We start from the raw sequence: 23,633 nt of genomic DNA, 5'->3' as shown, positions 1-23,633 counted from the left end.
CGGCGGTGCCGGGGCGTCCGGTAGGCTGGAGCGAACACCACAGCAACCTTTAACCCCGTCCTGTGAGGCGGAGAAGGGAGCGGCGGATGAGCACGCGCACCGTGCTGCACGAGGCCGACATCGCCCGGGCACTGACTCGGATCTCGCACGAGATCCTCGAGTCCAACAGAGGCCCGGAGAATCTCGTCATACTCGGCATCCCCACTCGAGGAGTCACCCTCGCGAACCGCGTCGCCGCGCTCGTGACCGAGTTCGGCGGCCACCCCGTGCCCGTCGGGTCGCTCGACGTCACGATGTACCGCGACGACCTGCATCGCAATCCGACGCGGGCCCCGCAGCCGACGCAGATCCCGGCGGGCGGCATCGACGGCAAGACCGTCGTGCTCGTCGACGACGTGCTGTTCTCCGGCCGCAGCATCCGGGCGGCGCTCGACGCTCTGCAGGACATCGGCCGCCCCGCCGCCGTGCGACTCGCGACGCTCGTCGACCGCGGGCACCGCGAACTGCCCATCCGGCCCGACTTCGTGGGCAAGAACCTGCCCAGCGCCCGCGAGGAGCGCGTCAACGTGCGCCTGTCGGAGATCGACGGCGCCGAGGAGGTGACGATCGAGTCATGAGGCACCTGCTCGACACCAAGACGCTCGGCCGGGCCGAGGCCCTGCGCATCCTCGACGTCGCCGAGGACATGGCCGACACGCAGCGCCGCGAGATCAAGAAGCTGCCGACACTCCGGGGCAAGACGGTCGTCAACCTCTTCTTCGAGGACTCCACGCGCACGCGCATCTCGTTCGAGGCCGCCGCCAAGCGCCTGAGCGCCGACGTCATCAACTTCTCCGCGAAGGGCTCGAGCGTCTCGAAGGGCGAGTCGCTGCAGGACACCGCCCAGACGCTGCAGGCGATGGGGGCGGATGCCGTCGTCATCCGCCACGGAGCCTCCGGCGCGCCGCGCACCCTGGCGACGAGCGGGTGGATCACGGCGGGCGTCGTCAACGCCGGCGACGGCACGCACGAGCACCCCACGCAGGCCCTCCTCGACGCCTTCACGATCCGCAAGCGCACGTTCGGCGACGACAGCCGCGGCCGCGACCTCGCAGGCCTCCGGGTCACGATCGTCGGCGACGTGCTGCACTCGCGCGTCGCGCGCTCCAACGTCTGGCTGCTGACGAGCCTCGGCGCCGAAGTCACGCTCGTGTCGCCCCCGACCCTCGTGCCGCAGGACGTGTCGGACTGGCCCGTGCGCGTCCGCTACGACCTCGACGAGGCGATCGCCGACGGCTGCGACGCCCTCATGATGCTCCGCATCCAGCTCGAGCGCATGAACGCCGCGTATTTCCCCACTGAACGGGAGTATTCCCGGCGCTGGGGCCTCGACGCGACACGGCTCGCGGCGCTCGGCACCGATAGCATGGTCATGCACCCGGGCCCGATGAACCGCGGCCTGGAGATCTCCGCCGACGCCGCCGACTCGCCGCGCTCCACCGTGCTCGAACAGGTGACCAACGGCGTCTCGGTGCGCATGGCGGTGCTCTACCTGCTGCTGGCCGGTACTGACGAACGAGAGGACGTGTGATGGCCGAGGTCCTCATCTTCAAGGGCGCCAAGCTCGAGGGCGGCGAAGCCGCCGACCTCGTCGTGGAGGACGGTGCGATCGTCGAGGTCGGCACGGGCCTCAGCCGCGCGGGCGCGACCGAGATCGACGTCGACGGTCTCATCGCCCTGCCGGGTCTCGTCGACCTGCACACGCACCTCCGCGAGCCCGGGTACGAGGCGTCCGAGACCATCCTGACCGGCTCCCGCGCCGCCGCGGCAGGCGGCTACACAGCCGTCTTCGCGATGCCGAACACGTCGCCCGTCGCCGACACGGCGGGAGTCGTCGAGCAGGAGCTCGCCCTCGGCGAGGCCGCCGGCTACGTCACGGTGCAGCCCATCGGCGCCGTCACCGTGGGGCAGAAGGGGGAGCGGCTCGCCGAGCTCGGCGCGATGGCCGACTCCCGCGCCCGCGTGCGCGTCTTCAGCGACGACGGCTTCTGCGTCTGGGACCCGCTCATCATGCGGCGAGCGCTCGAGTACGTGAAGGCGTTCGACGGCGTCATCGCCCAGCACGCCCAGGACCCGCGGCTCACGGAGGGCGCGCAGCTCAACGAGGGCCGCGTCTCGGCGGAGCTCGGGCTCGCCGGGTGGCCTGCCGTCGCCGAGGAGTCGATCATCGCGCGCGACGTCCTGCTCGCCGAGCACGTCGGGTCGCGCCTGCACGTCTGCCACCTCTCGACCGCCGGTTCGGTCGAGATCATCCGCTGGGCCAAGCGCCGCGGCGTCAACGTCACGGCCGAGGTCACCCCGCACCACCTGCTCCTCACCGACGAGCTGGCGCGCGGCTACGATGCCCGCTTCAAGGTGAACCCGCCGCTGCGCCGCGAGGAAGACGTCCTCGCCGTGCGCGAGGGACTCGCCGACGGCACGATCGACATCGTCGCGACCGACCACGCTCCGCACCCCGCCGAGGCGAAGGCGTGCGAGTGGCAGGCGGCCGCGAACGGCATGGTCGGGCTCGAGAGCGCGCTGCGCGTCGTGCAGGAGGCGATGGTCGACACGGGCCTCATCGTGTGGGCCGACGTCGCGCGGATCATGTCGCGCACGCCCGCCCGCATCGGCCGGCTCGACGGCCACGGCACCCCGCTCAGCGCGGGGCACGCGGCATCCGTCACGTTCTACGACCCGAAGCCGGTCCGCGCGTTCGGGGTCGGCGACCTCCGCGGGCGCAGCGTGAACTCCCCGTACCTCGGCCGCGAGCTGCCCGGCGAGGTGCGCTGGACGCTGCACCGCGGCATCCCGACCGTCGTCGACGGCGCGCTCCTCGAGACACCGGGGGTGCGCGCGTGACCCAGCAGGGCGCCCTCCTCGTCATGATCGGCGTCGCGGTCGTGCTGCTGGCCCTCCTCGCGTGGGCATGGGCGCGTCGCACCCGCCGCGACCGCGGTCTCACCGCCCCCGTGGGCGACGCGCCCGCCTCGGCGCTCGTGTCGGCGACGTTCGACGGGTTCTACGTCGCGACGACGAGGCACGGTGAGCCGCTCGAGCGCCTGGCGATCCGCGGGCTGGGATTCCGCTCGCGGGCTGACCTCATCGTGACCGACGTGGGCGTCGCCCTCGACCTGACCGGCCAGCCGCGGGTCTTCCTCCCGACGAGCCGCATCGCGGGCGTCGCGCAGGCGTCCGTCGCCATCGACCGCGCCGTCGAGCCGGACGGACTCGTCCGTCTCGACTGGCGCACCGACGAGGGCTCTCTCGTCGACTCCTACTTCAGGCCGCAGGATGCCTCGGCCCGCCAGGTCGCGGACGCCGTCGACGCCATCCTCACCCCGACCACGACAGGATCAGACGCATGACCTCCCTGTTCCAGACAGGCCCGGCCGTCCTCGTGCTGGAGGACGGCACCCGCCACGTCGGCCGCGCCTACGGCGCGACCGGCACGACCCTCGGCGAGGTCGTCTTCTCGACCGGGATGACCGGCTACCAGGAGACCCTGACCGACCCCTCCTACGCGGGCCAGATCGTGCTGCAGACCGCACCGCACATCGGCAACACCGGCATGAACGGCGAAGACCCCGAGTCCCGCCGCATCTGGGTGTCGGGCTACATCGTCCGCGACCCTTCCCGCGTCGTGTCGAACTGGCGCGCCGACGAGTCGCTCGACGACGCGCTCGTGAACGACGGCATCGTGGGCATCAGCGGCATCGACACGCGGGCCGTGACGCGTCACATCCGCTCCGCCGGGAGCATGCGCGGCGGGATCTTCTCGGGCGAGGCCGCGGCGATCGACGCCGACGAGCAGCTCCGCCTCGTGCGGGAGGCGCCGGAGATGGCGGGACAGAACCTCTCGGCGTCCGTCTCCGTCGCGGCGGCCGAGGTCACCCCCGCGAGGGGCGAGCGCATCGGCAACCTCGCCGTGCTCGACCTCGGCGTCAAGCAGGCGACCGTCGACAACCTCGCCGACCGCGGCTTCGAGGTGCACGTCCTCCCGCAGGACGTCACGATCGACCAGATCCGCGCGATCGACCCCGTCGCGGTGTTCTACTCGAACGGCCCCGGCGACCCGGCAGCTTCGGGGGACCACGTCGAGCTCCTCCGCGGCGTGCTCGACGATGGTCTGCCGTTCTTCGGGATCTGCTTCGGCAATCAGCTGCTCGGCCGCGCGCTCGGCCTCGACACGTACAAGCTCCCGTTCGGGCACCGTGGCATCAATCAGCCCGTGCTCGACAAGCAGACGGGCCGCGTCGAGATCACGGCGCACAACCACGGCTTCGCCGTGCAGGCGCCCCTCGAGGGCTCGTTCGACAGCCCCAACGGCTACGGCCGCATCGAGGTGTCGCACGTGGGCCTCAACGACCGGGTCGTCGAGGGCCTGCGCGCCCTCGACATCCCGGCGTTCTCGGTGCAGTACCACCCCGAGGCCGCCGCGGGCCCGCACGACGCCAACTACCTCTTCGACCGCTTCCGTGACCTCGTCGTGGCGACCCTTCGACAGGCTCAGGGACCGACTAAGGAGCGCAATGCCTAAGCGCGACGACATCAAGAGCGTCCTCGTCATCGGGTCGGGCCCGATCGTCATCGGCCAGGCCGCGGAGTTCGACTACTCCGGCACGCAGGCCTGCCGCGTGCTGCGCGAGGAGGGCCTGCGCGTCATCCTCGTGAACCCGAACCCGGCCACGATCATGACCGACCCCGACTTCGCCGATGCGACCTACATCGAGCCGATCACGCCGGAGGTGCTCGAGACGATCCTCACGAAGGAGAAGCCCGACGCGATCCTCCCCACGCTGGGCGGCCAGACGGCCCTCAACGCCGCGATCGCGCTCCACGACCGCGGCATCCTCGACAAGCACGGCGTCGAGCTCATCGGCGCCAAGGTCGACGCGATCCGCAAGGGCGAGGACCGGCAGATCTTCAAGCAGCTGGTGCTGGATGCGGGGGCGGATGTCGCGGCATCCGTCATCTGCCACTCGATGGAGGATCTGCTCGCCGGCGCCGAGAAGCTCGGCTACCCCCTCGTCGTGCGCCCGTCCTTCACGATGGGCGGGCTCGGCTCCGGCTTCGCGTACGACGAGACAGATCTCCGCCGCATCGGCGGCGCGGGCCTGCACGACTCCCCGACGAGCGAGGTGCTCCTCGAGGAGTCGATCCTCGGCTGGAAGGAGTACGAGCTCGAGCTCATGCGCGACACGGCCGACAACACGGTCGTCGTCTGCTCCATCGAGAACGTCGACCCCGTCGGCGTGCACACGGGCGACTCGATCACGGTCGCTCCGGCGCTGACCCTCACCGACCGCGAGTACCAGAAGCTCCGCGACATCGGCATCGACATCATCCGCGCCGTCGGCGTCGACACGGGCGGGTGCAACATCCAGTTCGCCGTCGACCCCAAGACGGGTCGCATCATCGTCATCGAGATGAACCCGCGCGTCTCGCGCTCCTCGGCGCTCGCGTCGAAGGCGACGGGCTTCCCGATCGCGAAGCTCGCCGCGAAGCTCGCGATCGGCTACCGCCTCGACGAGGTGCCCAACGACATCACGGGGGCGACGCCGGCGAGCTTCGAGCCCACGCTCGACTACGTCGTCGTCAAGGTGCCGCGCTTCAACTTCGAGAAGTTCCCCGCCGCCGACATCACGCTCACGACCACCATGAAGTCGGTCGGCGAGGCGATGGCCATCGGCCGCAACTACGCGACGGCGCTGCAGAAGGCGCTGCGCTCGCTCGAGAAGCGGGGCTCGAGCTTCCACTGGGGCGACGAGCCGCGCTCCGTCGAGGAGCTCCTTGAGGTCGCGAAGACCCCGACCGACGGCCGCATCGTCGTGCTTCAGCAGGCCATGCGCAAGGGCGCGACTATCGAGCAGGCGTTCGCGGCGACGGCGATCGACCCCTGGTTCCTCGACCAGATCGCCCTCATCAACGAGGTCGCCGAGTTCGTCCGCACGGCGGGGGAGCTGGATGCCGCGACCCTGCGCGTCGCGAAGGAGCACGGCTTCAGCGACGCTCAGATCGCGCAGCTGCGCGGTGACACGGAGCGGGAGGTGCGCGGCGTCCGTCAGGGACTCGGCATCCGTCCCGTCTTCAAGACCGTCGACACGTGCGCGGGGGAGTTCCCGGCCCTCACGCCGTACCACTACTCGAGCTACGACTTCGAGACCGAGGTGACGCCGTCCGATCGCACGAAGGTCGTCATCATCGGCTCAGGACCGAACCGCATCGGCCAGGGCGTCGAGTTCGACTACTCGTGCGTCCACGCGTCGTTCGCCCTCGACGCGGCGGGCTTCGAGACGATCATGGTCAACTGCAACCCCGAGACCGTCTCGACCGACTACGACACGAGCGACCGCCTCTACTTCGAGCCGCTCACGCTCGAGGACGTGCTCGAGGTGCTGCACGCCGAGGCGCAGTCGGGCGAGATCCTCGGCGTGATCTGCCAGCTCGGCGGCCAGACGCCGCTCGGCCTCGCGAAGGGCATCGAAGAGGCGGGCTACCGCATCCTCGGCACGAGCCCCGCCGCGATCGACCTGGCGGAGGAGCGCGAGCTGTTCTCCCGCCTGCTCGACCGTGCGGGCCTCGTCGCTCCGCGCAACGGCACGGCGATCGACGAGGCGGGCGCCGTCGCGATCGCGGAGGAGATCGGGTACCCGGTGCTCGTCCGGCCCTCGTTCGTCCTGGGCGGCCGCGGCATGGAGATCGTCTACGACACCGAGAGCCTGCGCGACTACTTCGTGCGCATCGCGGATCAGGCCATCATCGGGCCCGGGATGCCGCTCCTCGTCGACCGGTTCCTCGATGACGCCGTCGAGATCGACGTCGACGCGCTCTTCGACGGACAGGAGCTGTACGTCGGCGGCGTCATGGAGCACCTCGAGGAGGCCGGCATCCACTCCGGCGACTCGAGCTGCACGCTGCCGCCCATCTCGCTCGGCCGCACCGAGATCGACCGCGTCCGCGAGGCGACGCGCGCCATCGCCGAGGGCGTGGGCGTGCGGGGCCTGCTCAACGTGCAGTTCGCCGTCTCGGCGGGCGTCCTGTACGTCATCGAGGCGAACCCGCGCGCATCGCGCACGGTGCCGTTCGTCTCGAAGGCGCTCGGCATCCCGCTCGCGAAGGCCGCCGCCCGCATCATGGCGGGTGCGACGGTCGCCGAGCTCAAGGCGGAGGGCCTTCTGCCCGAGGTCGACGGCTCGCGGGTGCCGCTCGACGCGCCGGTGGCCGTCAAGGAGGCGGTGCTGCCGTTCAAGCGGTTCCGCACGAAGGACGGCCTCATGGTCGACTCGGTGCTCGGCCCCGAGATGCGCTCGACGGGCGAGGTCATGGGCATCGACCGCGACTTCCCGACGGCGTTCGCCAAGAGCCAGGAGGCCGCGTACGGCGGCATGCCGCTCGAGGGACGCGTGTTCATCTCGGTCGCCGACGACGACAAGCGCGCCGTCATCCTGCCGGCCCACCGCCTGCAGGAGCTCGGCTTCGACCTCGTCGCCACGGAGGGCACGGCCGAGATCCTCGCGCGCAACGGCATCGCCGTCGAGGTCGTGAGCAAGTACTCCGAGACCCAGGACACCGGCGACACGAACATCGTCGACCTCATCAACGCCGGCGAGATCGACATGATCGTCAACACGCCGTCCGGCGGCACAGCTCGCGCCGACGGCTATGAGATCCGCGCCGCGGCCGTCGCCGCCGACAAGGCCCTCTTCACGACGATGGCCGTGCTCGGCGCGGCCGTCAGCGCGCTGCCGGTGCTGCGCGAGGGCTTCGAGGTCAAGAGCCTGCAGGAGTACGCCGTCGACCGGGCGGAGCGCGCGTGACGGTCCCTGAGTCCGTCGAAGGGTTCGGAGCGCGGCTCACCGCCGCTTTCCAGCAGCGCGGGCGCCTGTGCGTCGGCATCGACCCGCACGCGCACCTGCTCGAGGAGTGGGGGATGGATGCCTCCGGCAACGGCGTGCGCGACTTCGGCCTCCGTGTCGTCGACGCCGCCGCCGGACGCGTCGGGATCGTCAAGCCCCAGGTCGCGTTCTTCGAGCGCTTCGGCTCCGCGGGCTTCGCGGCGCTCGAGGACGTCCTCCGGGCGGCGCGCGAGGCGGGCCTCGTCGTGATCGCCGATGCGAAGCGCGGCGACATCGGCACGACGATGGACGGGTACGCCTCCGCCTGGCTCGAGGAGGGGTCGCCGCTCGAAGCCGACGCCCTCACCGTCAGCCCCTACCTCGGCCCCGAGTCGCTGCGCGGCACCCTCACCCTCGCCGTCCGCGGCGGGAAGGGCGTCTTCGTGCTCGCCGCGACGAGCAACCCCGAGGCTGCGTCCCTGCAGACGGCGCAGACGACCGATGTCGCCGCGGGCGACGGCGAGACCGTCGCGGCCCGCGTCGCGCGGGACGTCGCGTGGGTCAACGGCTCCGCCGCGTTCGCCGGAGGGCTCGGACCCGCCGGTCTCGTCGTCGGTGCGACCGTCGACCGGCACGAGTTCGGGCTGACCGACGACGTCCTCCGCAACGCGCCGATCCTCGCGCCCGGCTTCGGCGCGCAGGGCGCGGAGCCCGCCGACCTCGACCGCCTCTTCGGGGCGACCGCGGCCAACGTCATCGCGTCCGAGAGCCGCAGCATCCTCTCCGCCGGCCCCTCGGGGCTCGCGGCGCGCATCGCGGAGCGCGCCGCCCTGTACCGTGGTGAATCCCATGGCTGACGCGCAGCATCCACCCGAAGTCGACCGCGTCGCGGCCTCGCGTCGCGCCGTCGCGGCGCGGCGCGCCCGCGCGTCGCTCAAGAAGGACGTCGCGATGCGCGTCATCACCCCGCAGGAGCTGCTGCGCCGGGCGTTCGCGGAGCCGACGTCCCCCGCCGGCACGATGCGCGTGACGGAGTTCCTCACGAGCATCCCCGCGATCGGGGAGGGCAAGCGCGACCGCATCCTCGAGCGCCTCGGCATCTCGCCCGTCAAGCGCCTCGGCGGCCTCGGCGCCCGCCAGCGCCGCGCGATCGAGGCGTTCCTCGAGGAGCGCTGGCCCGAACTGCAGCCGCGCGAGGGCCGCAGCAGGCTCGTCGTGCTCGCCGGCCCGACCGCGGTCGGCAAGGGCACTGTCGCGGCGCAGATCGCGCAGCGGCATCCCGAGATCCACCTCTCCGTGTCGGCGACGACGCGCGCCCCTCGCCCCGGCGAGGTCGACGGCGAGCACTACTACTTCGTCGACGACGCCGAGTTCGACCGCTTCGTGCGGGAGGACGAGCTGCTCGAGCACGCGACGGTGCACAACCGCTTCCGCTACGGCACGCCGCGCGCGCCCATCGAGGCGGCGCTGGGGGAGGGCAAGACCGTCCTGCTCGAGATCGACCTGCAGGGCGCTCGGCAGGTGCGCGAGGCCGACCCGTCCGCGACGCTCGTGTTCCTCCTGCCGCCGAGCTGGGACGAGCTCGTGCAGCGTCTCGTCGGTCGTGGCACAGAGGGCGCCGAGGAGCGCGCCCGCCGCCTGCGCACCGCCAAGGTCGAGCTCGCCGCGCAGCACGAGTTCGACTACCGCGTCGTGAACGACGAGGTCGGCCGCGCCGCCGAAGAGGTCGTCTCGCTGACGCGGTAGACTGTATCTTTGGGCGCGCGCCGGTGATGCGTGCGCCGATGACTTCATCCGCCCCCGAACCAGGAGGTTCCCCCATGGCCGGAACGAACCAGGGCATCATCGACCCGCCCATCGACAACCTGCTCGACAAGGTCGACTCCAAGTACCAGCTCGTGATCTACGCATCGAAGCGCGCGCGTCAGATCAACGACTACTACTCCGACCTGCACGAGGGTAACCTCTTCGACAACGTCGGCCCGCTCGTCGACTCGACCGTCGAGGACAAGCCGCTCACGATCGCGCTCCACGAGATCCACGAGGACAAGCTCCGCCTGCGCAGCCTCGACTGACCCTGCGCGGCGGATTACCCCGCGCGGCGCCGCCCGCCGCTCTGTCGGCGGTGGGCGGCAGACTGGTGCTGTCCCTCGCCCGCAACGATCCTGGAGCACGATGACCGAGCTGCGCCTGTTCACCTCCGAGTCCGTCACGGAGGGGCACCCCGACAAGATCTGCGACCAGATCTCCGACAGCATCCTCGACGCCATCCTGCGCGAAGACCCTCAGGGCCGCGTCGCCGTCGAGACGCTCGTGACCACCGGCCTCGTGCATGTCGCGGGTGAAGTGTCGACGCGCGCCTATGTCGAGATCCCGGCGATCGTCCGCGACGTCGTGAACCGCATCGGCTACACGTCGAGCGAGACCGGCTTCGACGGGGAGTCGTGCGGCGTGAGCGTGTCGATCGGCGCGCAGTCGTCCGACATCGCGGCGGGTGTCAACAAGGCCTTCGAGCGCCGCGAGGACGGCTCGGAGGACCCGCACGACCTGCAGGGCGCCGGCGACCAGGGCATCATGTTCGGCTACGCCACGAAAGAGACGCCGCAGCTCATGCCGATGGCGATCTGGACGGCGCACCGCATCGCGGAGCGTCTCGCCGAGTCTCGCCGGTCCGGCGCGCTGCCGTTCCTGCGGCCCGACGGCAAGACGCAGGTGACGCTCGGGTACGACGGTCAGACGCCGAAGACGATCGAGTCGGTCGTGCTCTCGACGCAGCATCATCCCGACATCCCGCAGGACGAGCTCCGCGAGCTCGTGCGCGCCGAGGTCATCGATCCGGTGCTGGCGCAGACCGGCCTGGACTTCCCGTCGGTCAACTACTACATCAACCCCGCCGGCCCGTTCGTGACGGGCGGGCCCAAGGGCGATGCGGGGCTCACGGGCCGCAAGATCATCATCGACACCTACGGCGGCGCGGCACGGCACGGCGGCGGCGCGTTCAGCGGCAAGGACCCGTCCAAGGTCGACCGCTCGGCCGCGTACGCCATGCGCTGGGTCGCGAAGAACGCGGTAGCCGCGGGACTCGCGGACCGTCTCGAGGTGCAGGTCGCGTACGCGATCGGCAAGGCGAAGCCCGTCGGGCTCTACGTCGAGTCCTTCGGCACGGGCCATGTCGCCGACGACGTCATCACGGGCGCGATCCGCGACGTGTTCGACCTTCGCCCCAAGGCGATCATCGAGCACCTCGACCTCCTGCGCCCGATCTACGCGCAGACGGCGGCCTACGGCCACTTCGGCCGCGAGCTTCCCGACTTCACGTGGGAGCGCACCGACCGCGTCGACGAGCTGCGCAGCGCTGCGGGGCTGTGACGTGGCGCCGCGCCTCCTCGAGGCCGACGCCGCACGGCGTCTCCGTGAGGCCGACGTGGCATCCCGTCTCCGCGAGGCCGTGACGAGCACGGAGCGCTGAGGTGACGGCGCGCCCCGTCGCGCGCGTGCTGCTCGACTCGCCCCTCCCGCAGCTCGATCGCCTGTTCGACTACGCCATCCCGCCGGAATGGGACCGGGATGCCACCCCCGGCGTGCGGGTGCGCGTTCCGCTCCGCACGGCAGGGCGGGTCGTCGACGGGTACCTGGTCGAGCGTGTCGAGGAGGAACCGGGCGATCGTCCGCTCTCCGAGCTCGACGCCGTCGTGTCGCCGGTTCCGGTCCTGACCCCGTCGCTGTACGCGCTCGCGCGCCGCGTCGCCGACCGCGCGGCGGGATCCGCATCCGACATCCTGCGCCTCGCGATCCCGAAGCGCATGGTGCGCGCCGAGAAGGCGTGGATCTCGGCGCCCGCGCCGGAGCTCCCCGCCGTCGACGCTGCGGCGCTCGAGTGGGCCGGCCGGGTGCTCGCCGCCTACCCGGGCCTCGCGGCGGGCATCGACGATTCCGGCCGGCTCGCCCTCGAAGCCCCGGCGCGGCCTGCGGCGGTCCCCGGTCCCGACGGATCGACCCTGACGATCGGCGCGTGGGCCGAGCTGCTCGCCGCGGCCGCCGTCCACACGCTGGGGGGTGGCCGGAGTGCGATCCTCGTCGTTCCGGACCACCGCGACCAGGCGCAGCTCGAGGCCGCCCTCGCGTCGCGTGTGCCCGAGCATGCCCTCGTCAGGCACGATGCGCGGCAATCGTCGCCCGCGCGATACGCCGGGTTCCTCCGCACCCTCGACCCGGTGCCCTCCATCGTGATCGGCAGCCGGTCCGCCGTGTACGCGCCGGTCCACGCACCGGGCCTCGTGGCGCTGTGGGACGACGGCGACCCGCTCCTCTCCGAGCCGCTGACTCCCGGCGTGCATGCACGCGACGCGGGTCTCGTGCGGCAGGAGCTCGACGCGTGCGCCCTCCTCTTCGCCGGCCACACCCGCACGACCGACGTCGAGCGGCTCGTCTCGCTCGGGTGGGTGCGGGATGTGCCGCCGGCGCGTCGTTCGAGCCCCCGCGTCGTGCTCAGCGCCACGCGCGAGGGGGAGTCGCGGGGTGCCCGCGTCCCGTCGGCGGCGTTCGCCGCGGCCCGCGAGGCACTCGAGTCCGGGCCGGTGCTCGTGCAGGTCGCACGCCCCGGCTATGCCCCCGTGCTCGTGTGCGCGGAGTGCCGGCGCCCCGCGCGGTGCGCGCACTGCGCGGGCCCGCTCCACGCCGCTCGACCGGGCGCGGTCCCGGAGTGCGGATGGTGCGGACGCTCCGCCAACGGCTGGGTATGCCCGCACTGCGCCTCGCCGCGCGTGCGCATGGCGTCGTCGGGCAGCGAGCGCACCGCCGACGAGCTGGGCCGGGCCTTCGCCGGCACCCGCGTCATCGTCGCGGACGGCGAGCACCAGGTCCTGCGCGTCGACGCGCGCCCCGCCCTCGTCGTGGCGACCCGCGGCGCGGAGCCGATCGCCGAGGGCGGCTACCGTGCCGTCATCCTGCTGGACGGGGAGCGGATGCTGCTCGCCGACGACCTGCGCATCGGCGAGTCTGCGCTGCGGTGGTGGATGAACGCCGCGGCCCTCGCCGCACCCGGCGCACCGGTGCATCTCGTCGGCGTCGCGGGACCCGTGGCACGGGCCCTGGCGACCTGGACGCCCGCCGCCTACGCGCGCGGGGAGCTCGCCGACCGCGCGCCGCTGCGCATGCCGCCCGCCGTGCGCGTGGCGGCTCTCGACGGTCCTGCGGACGCCGTACGCACCGCGATCGCGACGCTCCGCGAGGACGTCCCCGAGCTCGACGCCGACGACGTCCTCGGACCCGTGACCGGCACGGAACGCGGCGCCCGCGCCCTCGTGCGCTTCGATTACGGCCAGGGTGCCCGCGTCGCCGAGAGCCTCCGCTCGTCGGTCGTCGCCGACGCGCTGCGCGCGCGCAAGGCCGCGAAGGGAAGGGCGCCGGGCGCCCGCAATACACTCAGAGTGCGGGTCGACCTGCCCGACCTCGACCTGTGAGGAACTCCATGCGCCTCGTCTTCGCCGGGACCCCCGACGCCGCCGTTCCGTCGCTGCGCCGACTCGCGGCCTCCGACCACGAGATCGTCGCCGTCGTCACGCGCAGCGACGCTCCGCTCGGCCGGAAGCGCGTGCTGACGCCATCGCCCGTCGCGCAGGCCGCCGCCGAGCTCGGCCTCGACATCATCAAGGCGGACCGGCTGGATGCCGCGACGACCGACGCCGTGCGGGCGCTGCAGCCCGACCTCGGGGTCATCGTGGCCTACGGCGGGCTCGTGCGCGAACCTCTGCTGTCGCTGCCTGGCCACGGGTGGATCAACCTGCATTTCTCGCTTCTTCCCCGCTGGCGCGGGGCGGCCCCCGTGCAGCGAGCGCTCATCGCGGGGGACGCCGAGACGGGAGCCGCTGTCTTCCAGCTGGTGCCCGAGCTCGACGCGGGTGACGTCTTCGCCGAACTGCGCCTCCCCGTGCCGGACGGCGCGACGGCGGCCGACCTCCTCGCCGAGCTCGCCGACCGCGGCGCGGCGCTTGTGAGCGACGTCGTCTACGGCATCGCCGCCGGCACCGCGCACGCCTCACCGCAGGTGGGGGAGCCGACTCTCGCACCGAAGCTCACGCTGGACGACGGACGCATCCGCTGGGACGAGCCGCGGGATGCCGTGCTCTCGCGCATCCGCGGCGTCACGCCCGAGCCCGGCGCCCACACGACGCTCGCGGACGCGCGGCTGAAGGTGCTCGCCGTCGCGCCCGCGCCCACGGACGCCGCGACGCTCGCACCCGGCGAGATCGTGCTCGTGGGCCGCGCCGTCCACGCCGGCACGGGGAGCGGTCCGATCGTCCTCGAGCGCGTCCAGCCCGCCGGCAAGGCCGCGATGGCGGCAGCCGACTGGTGGCGCGGACTTCGCGCGGAGGGATCGGTGATCGCCTCATGACCGCGAGCGCCGCGCGCCAGGTCGCGTACGACGTGCTGCGCGCCGTCAACGAGTCCGATGCGTACGCCAATCTCCTGCTGCCGACCGCGATCGATCGCGCCGCACTCTCCACGGCCGACGCGGCGCTGGCCACCGAGCTCACGTACGGCACCCTCCGCCGTCGCGGCACCTACGACGCCGTCATCGCCCTCGCCGCCGACCGTTCCGCGCAGGACATCGATCCTCCCGTGATCGACGCCCTCCGCCTCGGCGTGCACCAGCTGCTCTCGACGCGCGTGGCCTCGCACGCCGCCGTGCACGAGTCCGTCGAGCTCGCACGGCCCGCGGGCCGCGGGGCGGCCGGCTTCGTCAACGCGGTCCTGCGGCGCATCTCGCGGGACACGCCGGGGGATTGGATGACGCGTGTCGAGGAGTCGGCGCGCTCCGACGACGAACGCCTCGGCCTCGTGTCGGCGCATCCCGTGTGGGTCGTGCGCGCGTTCCGGCGCGCCCTGGCGGCCGAGGGCCGCGCCGACGAGCTGGAAGCCCTCCTCACGGCCGACAATGCCTCGCCGCGCGTCACGATGGCGGCCCTCCCCGGGCTCGCCGAGCCGCCGGGCGACGCCCGACGCACGCCGTTCTCGCCGTTCGGCTTCCGCCTGGGCGGGGGAGACCCCGAGGGGCTCGTCGCCCGGTCGGGCGGACGCATCCGCGTGCAGGACGAGGGCTCGCAGCTCGCCGCGCTCGCGCTGACCCGTGCCGAGCCGGTGCGGGAGGGCGAGCGCTGGCTCGACCTGTGCGCCGGGCCCGGCGGCAAGACGGCGGTGCTGGCGGCCGAGGCGCTCGCCGGGGGCGCCCTGCTCGAGGCCAACGAGGTGTCGCCGGCCCGGGCCGGACTCGTGCGTCGCGCGATCGAGGGCGTTCCGCTCGAGGTGCCCGTGTCGGAGGCCGACGGACGCATCCGGGCCGCCGACAACCCCGGCGCGTACGACCGCATCCTCGTCGACGCGCCGTGCACGGGCCTCGGCGCCCTGCGCCGGCGCCCGGAGGCGCGGTGGCGCAAATCGCCGTCGGATGTGCCGGCGCTCACCGAGCTGCAGACCGAGCTGCTGAGCGCGGCCGTCGTCGCACTCAAGCCGGGGGGCATCGTCGCCTACGTCACGTGCTCGCCGCACCTCGCCGAGACGTCGGGCGTGGTCGGCGAGATCCGGCGCTCCTTCGGCGACGCGATCGAGGAGCTCGACGCCCGGGCGGTCCTCACCGCCCTCGCCGACACCGACCCGCGTCTGCCCGAGCAGGCCGACGGGTCGAAGCGCGCACAGCTGTGGCCGCACCGGCACAACACGGACGCGATGTCGATCTCACTCCTGCGCAAGCGCTGACCCGCGGCATCCGTCCGCCTCTCGCCGCGACGGGGCCACCGGCGGGTGAGGGAGGCGGGCTACTCCACGAAGCGGATCGTCCCCGGCAGCAGCTCGAGCTCGGAGCGCAGGGCGACCATCGCCGCCGGGTGCGTGCGGGCCAGCTCGCGGCCGTCGACGAGGAGGACGGCATCCTTCGGGGCCATCGTCGCCAGGTCGCGCAGCACGACGAGCACGCGCTCCGCGGCTGCGAATCCCAGTTCGCCGCTCAGCCGGATGACCCGGCCGTCGCTCGTCTCCGACACGTCGACGATGGGCTGCGAGATGCTCTCGTGCGGCTCGAGCAGGTGCATGCCCATGCGGTCGGAGAGGGTCTCGACGATGGCCTGCCCGCGCACGCTGTTGCCGTGCTCGTCGAGGCGCGGGCTGAACGCCGCGACGCCGAACTGCGACGGCGCGACGGCGAGCACGCCGCCGCTCACGCCGCTCTTGGCCGGCAGGCCGACGCGCAGCATCCATTCGCCGGAGAAGTCGTACATGCCGCAGCTCGACATGATCGACAGCACGTCGCGCGCGACGCGCTCCTGCACGACGCGGTCGCCCGTCACCGGGTTCACGCCGCCGAAGGCGAGGGTCGAGGCCATGACGGCGAGGTCGCGCACCGTCACGAGGATCGAGCACTGCCGGAAGTACGTCTCCACCGCGAGGTCGACGGGCGCGTCGATGATGCCGTACGACCGCATGAGGTGCGCAAGGGCGCGATTTCGATCGCCCGTCGACGACTCCGAGTGGTAGACGTCCTCGTCGACGCGCAGCCGTCGACCGGCGAAGGCGGACAGCGTCGCGAGGACGCTCTCGGTGCGCGAGGCCACGTCGTCGCCCGGCACCATGCCCGTCGTCGCGATGGCGCCCGCATTGACCATGGGGTTGGCGGGGCGGCCGGTGCCCTCTTCGAGGCTGATGGCGTTGAAGGGCTCGCCGCTGGGTTCGGCGCCGACGCGCGTCAGGACGTCCGAGAGGCCGCGCTGGGCGAGCACGTGCGCGAGGACGAAGGGCTTCGAGATCGACTGGATCGTGAACTCGACCTCGTCGTCTCCCACCGACCGGATGCGGCCGCGCGGCCCGACGACGCCGAAGGCGAGGTGGTCGGGGTCCACTGTCGCGAGCTCCGGGATGTACGACGCGGGCGCCCCGCGATCGTCGCCCCGGATGTCGTCCAGTACCTGCGCCAGCAGCGCCGTGATGGGATCCACGGCTCGACCATAATGGACGGATGCAGCGCCACGACGAGGACAGCATCCGGATCAATCCCAGCATCCTCGCCGCAGACTTCGTGAACATGCAGGCCGAGCTCGCCCGCATCGACGGAGCCGACTTCGTGCACGTCGATGTCATGGACAACCACTTCGTACCCAACCTCACGTTCGGCCCGCAGATGGTCGAGCGCATCCAGGCGACGAGCCCCGTGCCGCTCGACGTGCACCTCATGATCACCGATCCCGATCGCTGGGCTCCGGGATATGCGGAGCTGGGCGCCGCGTCGGTCACCTTCCACCTGGAGGCGGCGGCCGAGCCCGTCGCCCTCGCCCGCCGACTGCGCGAGATCGGCTCGCGCGCCGGCGTCGCCGTCAAGCCGGGAACGCCGGTCGAATCCCTCTTCGACCACCTGGGAGAGTTCGACCAGATCCTCGTCATGACGGTCGAGCCCGGCTTCGGCGGGCAGTCGTTCATGCCCGACACGATGCCCAAGCTCCGTCTTCTCGCCGACGAGGCCCGCCGTCGCGGATCGTCGGTATGGCTGCAGGTGGACGGCGGCATCGGCGAGGCGACGATCGCGCAGGCTGCCGAGGCGGGCGCCGACACCTTCGTCGCGGGGTCTGCCGTATTCGGTGCGGGGGATCCGGATGCCGCGATCCGCGGCCTTCGCGGCCTCGCAGCGGCCCACCACCACTGAGCCCGGTGTCACGCGGCGCCGGAGCATCCCGGGCGCCCGGTACCCTGGCATGGTGAAGACGTTCGACGAGCTGTTCGCCGAGCTCTCCGCGAAAGCGGTCGAGCGCCCCGAGGGTTCGGGTACCGTCGCCGAGCTCGACGCGGGTGTGCACTACATCGGCAAGAAGATCGTCGAGGAAGCCGCCGAGGTCTGGATGGCGGCCGAGTACGAGTCGACGGATGCCACGGCCGAGGAGGCCTCGCAGCTGCTGTACCACCTGCAGGTGCTGCTGATCTCGAAGGGCCTGTCGCTCGAGGACGTCTACCGACATCTCTGAGTCCCGCTGAAGAGATCCCCGACGCCCAGAACCGAAAGCCCCCGTCATGCTGCGCATCGCCGTGCCCAACAAGGGCTCGCTCGCCGAGACCGCCTCCGAGATGCTCCAGGAGGCCGGCTATGTCGGCCGCCGCGACCCCAAAGACCTCCACGTCATCGACCCGCAGAACGAGGTCGAGTTCTTCTACCTCCGCCCCAAGGACATCGCCACGTACGTCGGGTCCGGCGCACTCGACGTCGGCATCACCGGTCGCGACTTGCTGCTCGACGCCCGGATGCCGGGCGCCCGCGAGATCGAGTCGCTCGGCTTCGCGGGCTCGACCTTCCGCTTCGCGGCGCCTCCCGGACGCTTCGCAGAGGTGGCCGACCTCGAGGGCATCCGCATCGCCACCTCCTATCCCGGGCTCGTCGACGCCTTCCTCGACGAGCACGGCGTCGCCGCCGACCTCGTGCCGCTGGACGGCGCCGTGGAGTCGGCCGTGCAGCTGGGCGTCGCCGACGCGATCGCCGACGTCGTCGAGACCGGCACGACGCTGCGGCAGGCCGGGCTCGAGATCTTCGGCCCCGTGATCCTGCACTCCGAGGCGGTGCTCATCGCCGCGCCGACCGAGGCCGACGGCACCGAGACGCTGCTGCGGCGCCTGCGCGGCATCATGGTCGCCCGCCGCTACGTGCTGATCGACTACGACCTGCCGGCCCACCTCGTCGACGAGGCGGTGAAGGTCGCGCCCGGGATCGAGTCGCCGACCATCTCGCCGCTCCGCGACCCGGAGTGGGTCGCGGTGCGGGTCATGAGTCCGCGCAAGGGCGTCAACCAGGTCATGGACGCGCTCTACGCCATCGGCGCCCGCGCCATCCTCGTGACCGCGATCCACAACGCGAGGCTCTGATGAGCCTCGTCTGCCGCGTCATCCCGTGCCTCGACGTCGCGGGCGGCCGCGTCGTCAAGGGCGTGAACTTCGAGAACCTGCGCGACATGGGCGATCCCGTCGAGCTCGCGCGGCTGTACTTCGAGCAGGGCGCCGACGAGATCACCTTCCTCGACGTCACGGCGACGGTCGACGAGCGATCGACGACCTACGACGTCGTGCGCCGCACGGCGGAGGAGGTCTTCATCCCGCTGACGGTCGGCGGGGGAGTCCGCTCCGCCGACGACGTCGCTCGGCTGCTCGCCGTCGGCGCCGACAAGATCGGGGTCAACTCCGCCGCCATCGCCCGCCCGCCGCTCCTCGACGAGATCGCCGACCGCTTCGGCGCCCAGGTGCTCGTGCTGTCTCTCGACGTCAAGCGTGCGTCGACGGGTCTCAGCAGCCGTTATCCGTCGGGCTTCGTCGTCACGACGCACGGCGGCCGCACCGAGACCTCACTCGACGCGCTCGCGTGGGCGCGCGAGGCGATCGAGCGCGGTGCCGGCGAGCTCCTCGTCAACTCGATCGACGCCGACGGCACGCGTGAGGGCTTCGACCTCGAGCTCGTCGGCCTCATGCGCGAGATCTCGAGCGTGCCGGTCATCGCATCGGGGGGAGCGGGCGCGGTCAAGCACTTCGCGCCCGCCATCCGCGCGGGGGCGGACGCCGTGCTCGCCGCATCCGTCTTCCACTCCGGTCAGCTGACGGTCGGCGATGTGAAGGCTTTCCTCCTCGGCGAGGGCATCCCGGTCCGCGAGACGGAGGCAGTGTCATGACCGAGACCGTCGAGGCGCGCATCGAGCGCGTGACCTTCAACGACCAGGGGCTCGTCGCGGCGATCGTGCAGCAGTGGGACTCGCGCGAGGTCCTCATGCTCGGATGGATGGATGCCGAGGCCCTGCGCCGCACGCTCACGGAGGGGCGCGTGACCTTCTGGTCCCGCTCGCGTCAGGAGTACTGGCGCAAGGGCGACACCTCCGGGAACATCCAGCTGGTGCGCGGTGCGCGCCTGGACTGCGACGGCGACGCGATCCTGCTCGAGGTCGAGCAGATCGGTCCCGCCTGCCACACCGGCACCCGCACGTGCTTCGACTCCGACGACCTCGAGCCGGTGCGCGGGCCCGAGCGATGACGGCCCGCGCGCGCCTCCTGGCCGTCGCGGCGACCGTGCTCGCCGGCGCGCTCGGCATCCTGTCGTCCACGCAGACCTGGCTCACCGTCGTCCTCGCCGACGGCGGAGAGCACGCCCTGCCGGTCCCCGGCGCCGACGCGATCCCCGTCCTCGCACCGCTGAGCCTCGCGGTGCTCGCCCTCGGCGGCGCCCTCTCGATCGTCGGTCTCGTGCTGCGGTACGTCTTCGGCGTGCTGACGGTCGGCATCGCGGTCGTGCTCGGATACCTGACGGCACAGGTCGCGTTCGCGCCCCCCATCGCGGCGGTGGCCGCCACGGTCACGACCTCGACCGGCATCACCGGCACCGGGGCCGTCGCGGCGCTCGTCCTCCGCATCGGGACGACGCCCTGGCCGGTCGCGACGCTCGTCGGCTGGATCGTGCTGCTCGCCGCGGGGCTCTTCACGCTCGCGACCGCGCGCCGCTGGCGGGGGAGCAGCCGCCGGTATCAGAAGGATGCCGCGGCCCCCGCGGCACCCGGGCCCGCGGCATCCCGCCCTCACGACGCCATCGACTCGTGGGACGACCTGTCGCGCGGCGACGACCCGACCGCCCGCTAGACTGGCGAAGCCCGCGCAATTTCGGAGGAGATCCATGAGCAACCCCATCGGCGACCCTGGACACGGACACTCGCCGGCAGCGTGGACGGCCGTCATCATCGGTCTCGTCGCGATCGCGATCGGCACGTTCTTCTTCTTCCTCGACATCCCCGCACTCGTCTGGGCGTCGGCTGTGCTGCTCGTCGTCGGCCTCATCGTCGGATGGGTCATGGCTCGCATGGGCTACGGTGTCAACGGCCCGAAGTACAAGGCGAAAGAGCACTGATGGTGCTCGCCGACCTCACGGCCGGCGCGGTGGAGGATGCCGAGGCTCGATCCGTCGAGCGACCGCTCGCAGCCGTCGAGGCGGCGGCTCTGGCGCAGGCTCCCGCGCGCGACGCCCTGGCGGCCCTGGCCCCGGCCGACCGGGTCAAGATCATCGCCGAGGTCAAGCGCGCGAGCCCCTCGCGCGGCGACCTCGCGTCGATCCCCGACCCCGCGCTGCAGGCGCGCCTCTATGAGCAGGGCGGCGCATCGGCGATCTCGGTCCTGACGGAGGGGCGCCGATTCAAGGGCAGCCTCGCCGACCTCGAGGCCGTCAAGGCCGGTGTGTCGCTGCCCGTGCTGCGCAAGGACTTCATCGCGACCGAGTACCAGGTGCTCGAGGCCCGCGCCTCCGGCGCAGACCTCGTGCTCCTCATCGTCGCGGCCCTCGAGCAGGACGTGCTCGCACGGCTGCACGCGCTCGTGCTCGAGCTGGGCATGACGCCCCTCGTCGAGACGCACTCGGCCGACGAGGTCGACCGTGCGGCGGCGATCGGCGCCACGCTCATCGGCGTCAACGCCCGTGACCTCTCGACGTTCGCGCTCGACCGCGACCTCTTCGGCCGGCTGGTCGAGCGCATTCCGGCCGACGCGATCAAGATCGCGGAGTCGGCGGTGCTCGCTCCCGCCGACGTCGCCCACTACCGCGCGGCGGGCGCCGACGTCGTGCTCATCGGCGAGGCGCTCGTGACCGGTGACCCCGTCGCGACCCTCGGAGCATTCCTGGAGGCTGGATCATGACGCTCCTGCGCGAGGCCAAGGGCCCGTTCTTCGGCGAGTTCGGCGGCCGCTACATGCCGGAGTCGCTCATCGCCGCGATCGACGAGCTGACCGCCGTCTACGAGGACGCCACCGTCGACCCGGCCTTCCAGGCCGAGTTCACCGGCCTGCTGCACTCGTACGCCGGCCGGCCCTCGATCATCACGGAGGTGCCGCGCTTCGCCGCCCATGCGGGAGGCGCCCGCGTCTTCCTCAAGCGCGAGGACCTCAACCACACCGGCTCGCACAAGATCAACAACGTGCTGGGTCAGGCCCTGCTCACGAAGCGGCTCGGCAAGACGCGCGTCATCGCCGAGACCGGCGCCGGTCAGCACGGTGTCGCGACCGCGACGGCGGCCGCCCTCTTCGGCTTCGAGTGCACGATCTACATGGGCGAGGTCGACACGGAGCGCCAGGCACTCAACGTCGCCCGGATGCGCCTGCTCGGCGCCGAGGTCATCCCCGTCAAGACCGGCTCGCGCACCCTCAAGGACGCCATCAACGACGCGTACCGCGACTGGGTCGCGACCGTCGAGACGACCAACTACATCTTCGGCACGGCCGCGGGGCCGCATCCCTTCCCCGCGATGGTCCGCGACTTCCAGAAGATCATCGGCGAGGAGGCGCGCGCGCAGCTCCTCGACGAGGTGGGCAGACTCCCTGACGCGGTCCTCGCGTGCGTCGGCGGCGGGTCGAACGCGATCGGCATGTTCGATGCGTTCCTCGACGACGAGGGCGTCCGGCTCTACGGGGTCGAAGCGGCGGGCGACGGCGTCGACACGCCCCGGCACGCGGCGTCCATCGAACGCGGTCGCCCCGGCGTGCTGCACGGTGCGAAGACGTTCGTCCTGCAGGACGACGACGGCCAGACGATCGAATCGCACTCGATCTCGGCCGGCCTCGACTACCCGGGCGTCGGCCCGGAGCACTCGTGGCTCGCGTCGATCGGTCGCGCGGAGTACATCCCCGCGACCGACGACGAGGCGATGCAGGCGCTGCGACTGCTCTCCGAGACCGAGGGCATCATCCCCGCGATCGAGTCGGCGCACGCCCTGGCAGGCGCCCTGCGCATCGGCCGTGAGCTCGGCCCCGACGCCGTGCTGGCCGTCTGCCTCTCCGGACGCGGCGACAAGGACATGGACACCGCCGCCCAGTACTTCGGCCTCTACGACGGCGCGGAGCCGGTCGTGGAGCCCGAGCCCGATGACGCCGCCAAGGGCGAGGGGGTCCAGCTGTGACCTCGCGCGTGGCCGCCGCGATCGACGCGGCCCGTGCGGAGGGCCGCGGCGCCTTCGTCGGCTACCTTCCGCTCGGCTTCCCCGACCTCGAGACGAGCATCGAGGCCGCCGTCACGCTCGCGGAGAACGGCGCCGACGTGCTCGAGCTCGGCCCGCCCTACTCCGACCCCGTCATGGACGGCGTCATCATCCAGGAGGCGACGCAGGCCGCCCTCGCGGCGGGCTTCCGCATGCGCGACACCTTCACCGCCGTGCGCGAGATCGCGCGGCGCGTCGACGTTCCCGTGCTCGTCATGACGTACTGGAATCCCGTCGTGCAGTACGGCGTCGACCGCTACGCCGACGACCTCGCCGCCGCGGGCGGCGCGGGGCTCATCACGCCCGACATCACGCCCGACGCGGCGGCGGACTGGATCGCCGCGAGCGAGCGCACGGGCCTCGACCGCGTGTTCCTCGCCGCGCCCACCTCCACCGACGAGCGCCTCGATCTCATCGCGCGCAACTCCACGGGCTTCGTCTACACCGTGTCGACCATGGGCATCACGGGGGAGCGGGCACAGCTGGATGCCGCGGCACGGACGCTCGTCGGCCGGCTCCGCGACCACGGGGTCGAGCACGCGTGCGTCGGCATCGGCATCTCCAACGCCGAGCAGGTCGGCGGCGTGCTCGACTACGCCGACGGCGCGATCGTGGGCACGGCGCTCGTCCGCGCGCTGCGCGACGGCGGCCTCGACGGCCTCGCCGAGACGGCCCGTGCCCTCGCCGCGGGCACGACGCGCGCCGCTTAGACTTCCACAGTCGGCCCGCCGCCGACGATCCCTCTTCGAAGGACCAG

At 72.2% G+C, this 23,633-nt stretch carries 24 protein-coding genes; 23 read left to right on the top strand and 1 reads right to left on the bottom strand.

All coding sequences use genetic code 11. From position 1 onward, the window contains the following. The first annotated feature begins 86 nt into the window (after positions 1 to 86). The 13 genes from pyrR (at position 87) to AAIB33_RS05295 (ending at position 15,611) form a co-directional block, all read left to right on the top strand. Positions 87 to 617, top strand: a complete 531-nt coding sequence (pyrR, locus tag AAIB33_RS05355; protein ID WP_345802526.1) for a bifunctional pyr operon transcriptional regulator/uracil phosphoribosyltransferase PyrR — start codon at positions 87 to 89, stop codon at positions 615 to 617. Continuing rightward, positions 614 to 1,570, top strand: a complete 957-nt coding sequence (locus AAIB33_RS05350) for an aspartate carbamoyltransferase catalytic subunit (protein ID WP_345802525.1) — start codon at positions 614 to 616, stop codon at positions 1,568 to 1,570. Before pyrR ends, AAIB33_RS05350 begins: the two co-directional genes overlap by 4 nt. After that, positions 1,570 to 2,880, top strand: coding sequence for a dihydroorotase (locus AAIB33_RS05345; protein ID WP_345802524.1), 1,311 nt, complete (start codon positions 1,570 to 1,572; stop codon positions 2,878 to 2,880). Before AAIB33_RS05350 ends, AAIB33_RS05345 begins: the two co-directional genes overlap by 1 nt. Next, a complete protein-coding gene (locus tag AAIB33_RS05340) occupies positions 2,877 to 3,386 on the top strand; it encodes a hypothetical protein (RefSeq protein ID WP_345802523.1) in 510 nt (169 codons plus the stop codon). The genes AAIB33_RS05345 and AAIB33_RS05340 overlap by 4 nt, the downstream gene beginning before the upstream one ends. After that, positions 3,383 to 4,558, top strand: a complete 1,176-nt coding sequence (carA, locus tag AAIB33_RS05335) for a glutamine-hydrolyzing carbamoyl-phosphate synthase small subunit (RefSeq protein ID WP_345802522.1) — start codon at positions 3,383 to 3,385, stop codon at positions 4,556 to 4,558. The genes AAIB33_RS05340 and carA overlap by 4 nt, the downstream gene beginning before the upstream one ends. After that, complete coding sequence (carB, locus tag AAIB33_RS05330; protein WP_345802521.1) at positions 4,551 to 7,838, top strand: carbamoyl-phosphate synthase large subunit; 3,288 nt, start codon at positions 4,551 to 4,553, stop codon at positions 7,836 to 7,838. Before carA ends, carB begins: the two co-directional genes overlap by 8 nt. Continuing rightward, a complete protein-coding gene (pyrF, locus tag AAIB33_RS05325; protein ID WP_345802520.1) occupies positions 7,835 to 8,713 on the top strand; it encodes an orotidine-5'-phosphate decarboxylase in 879 nt (292 codons plus the stop codon). The genes carB and pyrF overlap by 4 nt, the downstream gene beginning before the upstream one ends. Further along, positions 8,706 to 9,602 (top strand): guanylate kinase, encoded by an 897-nt coding sequence (gene gmk, locus AAIB33_RS05320; protein ID WP_345802519.1) that lies wholly within the window; start codon positions 8,706 to 8,708, stop codon positions 9,600 to 9,602. Before pyrF ends, gmk begins: the two co-directional genes overlap by 8 nt. 74 nt (positions 9,603 to 9,676) lie before the next feature. Then, complete coding sequence (gene rpoZ / locus AAIB33_RS05315; protein WP_345802518.1) at positions 9,677 to 9,931, top strand: DNA-directed RNA polymerase subunit omega; 255 nt, start codon at positions 9,677 to 9,679, stop codon at positions 9,929 to 9,931. Between the two features lie 100 nt (positions 9,932 to 10,031). Next, on the top strand, positions 10,032 to 11,225 hold the full coding sequence (metK, locus tag AAIB33_RS05310) for a methionine adenosyltransferase (protein ID WP_345802517.1): 1,194 nt from the start codon (positions 10,032 to 10,034) through the stop codon (positions 11,223 to 11,225). 101 nt (positions 11,226 to 11,326) lie between these two features. Then, entirely contained in the window at positions 11,327 to 13,318 is a 1,992-nt protein-coding gene (locus tag AAIB33_RS05305; RefSeq protein WP_345802516.1) for a primosomal protein N', read from the top strand. An 8-nt stretch (positions 13,319 to 13,326) separates the two neighbouring features. Further along, positions 13,327 to 14,250 carry a methionyl-tRNA formyltransferase gene (gene fmt, locus AAIB33_RS05300; RefSeq protein WP_345802515.1) on the top strand — a complete coding sequence of 308 codons (924 nt, stop codon included), beginning with the start codon at positions 13,327 to 13,329 and terminating at the stop codon, positions 14,248 to 14,250. Next, complete coding sequence (locus AAIB33_RS05295; RefSeq protein WP_345802514.1) at positions 14,247 to 15,611, top strand: transcription antitermination factor NusB; 1,365 nt, start codon at positions 14,247 to 14,249, stop codon at positions 15,609 to 15,611. Before fmt ends, AAIB33_RS05295 begins: the two co-directional genes overlap by 4 nt. 59 nt (positions 15,612 to 15,670) lie before the next feature. Here the strand turns inward: AAIB33_RS05295 and glsA are convergent, their stop codons facing one another. Continuing rightward, positions 15,671 to 16,843, bottom strand: a complete 1,173-nt coding sequence (glsA, locus tag AAIB33_RS05290) for a glutaminase A (RefSeq protein ID WP_345802513.1) — start codon at positions 16,841 to 16,843, stop codon at positions 15,671 to 15,673. A gap of 20 nt (positions 16,844 to 16,863) precedes the next feature. On the opposite strand from glsA, the gene rpe reads away from it, so the two are divergent. The 10 genes from rpe to trpA are packed head-to-tail and all read left to right on the top strand — an operon-like array spanning position 16,864 to position 23,586. After that, a complete protein-coding gene (rpe, locus tag AAIB33_RS05285; protein ID WP_345802512.1) occupies positions 16,864 to 17,544 on the top strand; it encodes a ribulose-phosphate 3-epimerase in 681 nt (226 codons plus the stop codon). A gap of 52 nt (positions 17,545 to 17,596) precedes the next feature. Further along, positions 17,597 to 17,860: a phosphoribosyl-ATP diphosphatase gene (locus AAIB33_RS05280; RefSeq protein WP_345802511.1), complete on the top strand. Its 264-nt coding sequence runs from the start codon at positions 17,597 to 17,599 to the stop codon at positions 17,858 to 17,860. A 46-nt stretch (positions 17,861 to 17,906) separates the two neighbouring features. After that, positions 17,907 to 18,749: an ATP phosphoribosyltransferase gene (gene hisG / locus AAIB33_RS05275; protein ID WP_345802510.1), complete on the top strand. Its 843-nt coding sequence runs from the start codon at positions 17,907 to 17,909 to the stop codon at positions 18,747 to 18,749. Next, the gene (gene hisF / locus AAIB33_RS05270; RefSeq protein ID WP_345802509.1) at positions 18,749 to 19,543 is read left to right on the top strand and encodes an imidazole glycerol phosphate synthase subunit HisF; all 795 of its coding nucleotides are present in this window, start codon (positions 18,749 to 18,751) and stop codon (positions 19,541 to 19,543) included. The genes hisG and hisF overlap by 1 nt, the downstream gene beginning before the upstream one ends. Next, the gene (gene hisI / locus AAIB33_RS05265) at positions 19,540 to 19,899 is read left to right on the top strand and encodes a phosphoribosyl-AMP cyclohydrolase (protein ID WP_345802508.1); all 360 of its coding nucleotides are present in this window, start codon (positions 19,540 to 19,542) and stop codon (positions 19,897 to 19,899) included. The genes hisF and hisI overlap by 4 nt, the downstream gene beginning before the upstream one ends. Then, on the top strand, positions 19,896 to 20,498 hold the full coding sequence (locus AAIB33_RS05260) for a Trp biosynthesis-associated membrane protein (protein WP_345802507.1): 603 nt from the start codon (positions 19,896 to 19,898) through the stop codon (positions 20,496 to 20,498). The genes hisI and AAIB33_RS05260 overlap by 4 nt, the downstream gene beginning before the upstream one ends. Before the next feature lie 34 nt (positions 20,499 to 20,532). Next, positions 20,533 to 20,763 (top strand): DUF6704 family protein, encoded by a 231-nt coding sequence (locus AAIB33_RS05255; protein WP_345802506.1) that lies wholly within the window; start codon positions 20,533 to 20,535, stop codon positions 20,761 to 20,763. 2 nt (positions 20,764 to 20,765) lie between these two features. Then, a complete protein-coding gene (gene trpC / locus AAIB33_RS05250; protein WP_345803383.1) occupies positions 20,766 to 21,542 on the top strand; it encodes an indole-3-glycerol phosphate synthase TrpC in 777 nt (258 codons plus the stop codon). Then, positions 21,539 to 22,798, top strand: a complete 1,260-nt coding sequence (gene trpB / locus AAIB33_RS05245; protein WP_345802505.1) for a tryptophan synthase subunit beta — start codon at positions 21,539 to 21,541, stop codon at positions 22,796 to 22,798. The genes trpC and trpB overlap by 4 nt, the downstream gene beginning before the upstream one ends. Continuing rightward, positions 22,795 to 23,586, top strand: a complete 792-nt coding sequence (gene trpA, locus AAIB33_RS05240) for a tryptophan synthase subunit alpha (RefSeq protein WP_345802504.1) — start codon at positions 22,795 to 22,797, stop codon at positions 23,584 to 23,586. Before trpB ends, trpA begins: the two co-directional genes overlap by 4 nt. The last annotated feature ends 47 nt before the right edge of the window (positions 23,587 to 23,633 follow it).

The sequence above is a fragment of the Microbacterium sp. AZCO genome, from assembly GCF_039614715.1.
Taxonomy (GTDB): Bacteria; Actinomycetota; Actinomycetes; order Actinomycetales; family Microbacteriaceae; genus Microbacterium.
The sequence above is the reverse complement of the archived record's forward strand: the minus strand, read 5'-3'. Positions and strand labels throughout refer to the sequence as shown.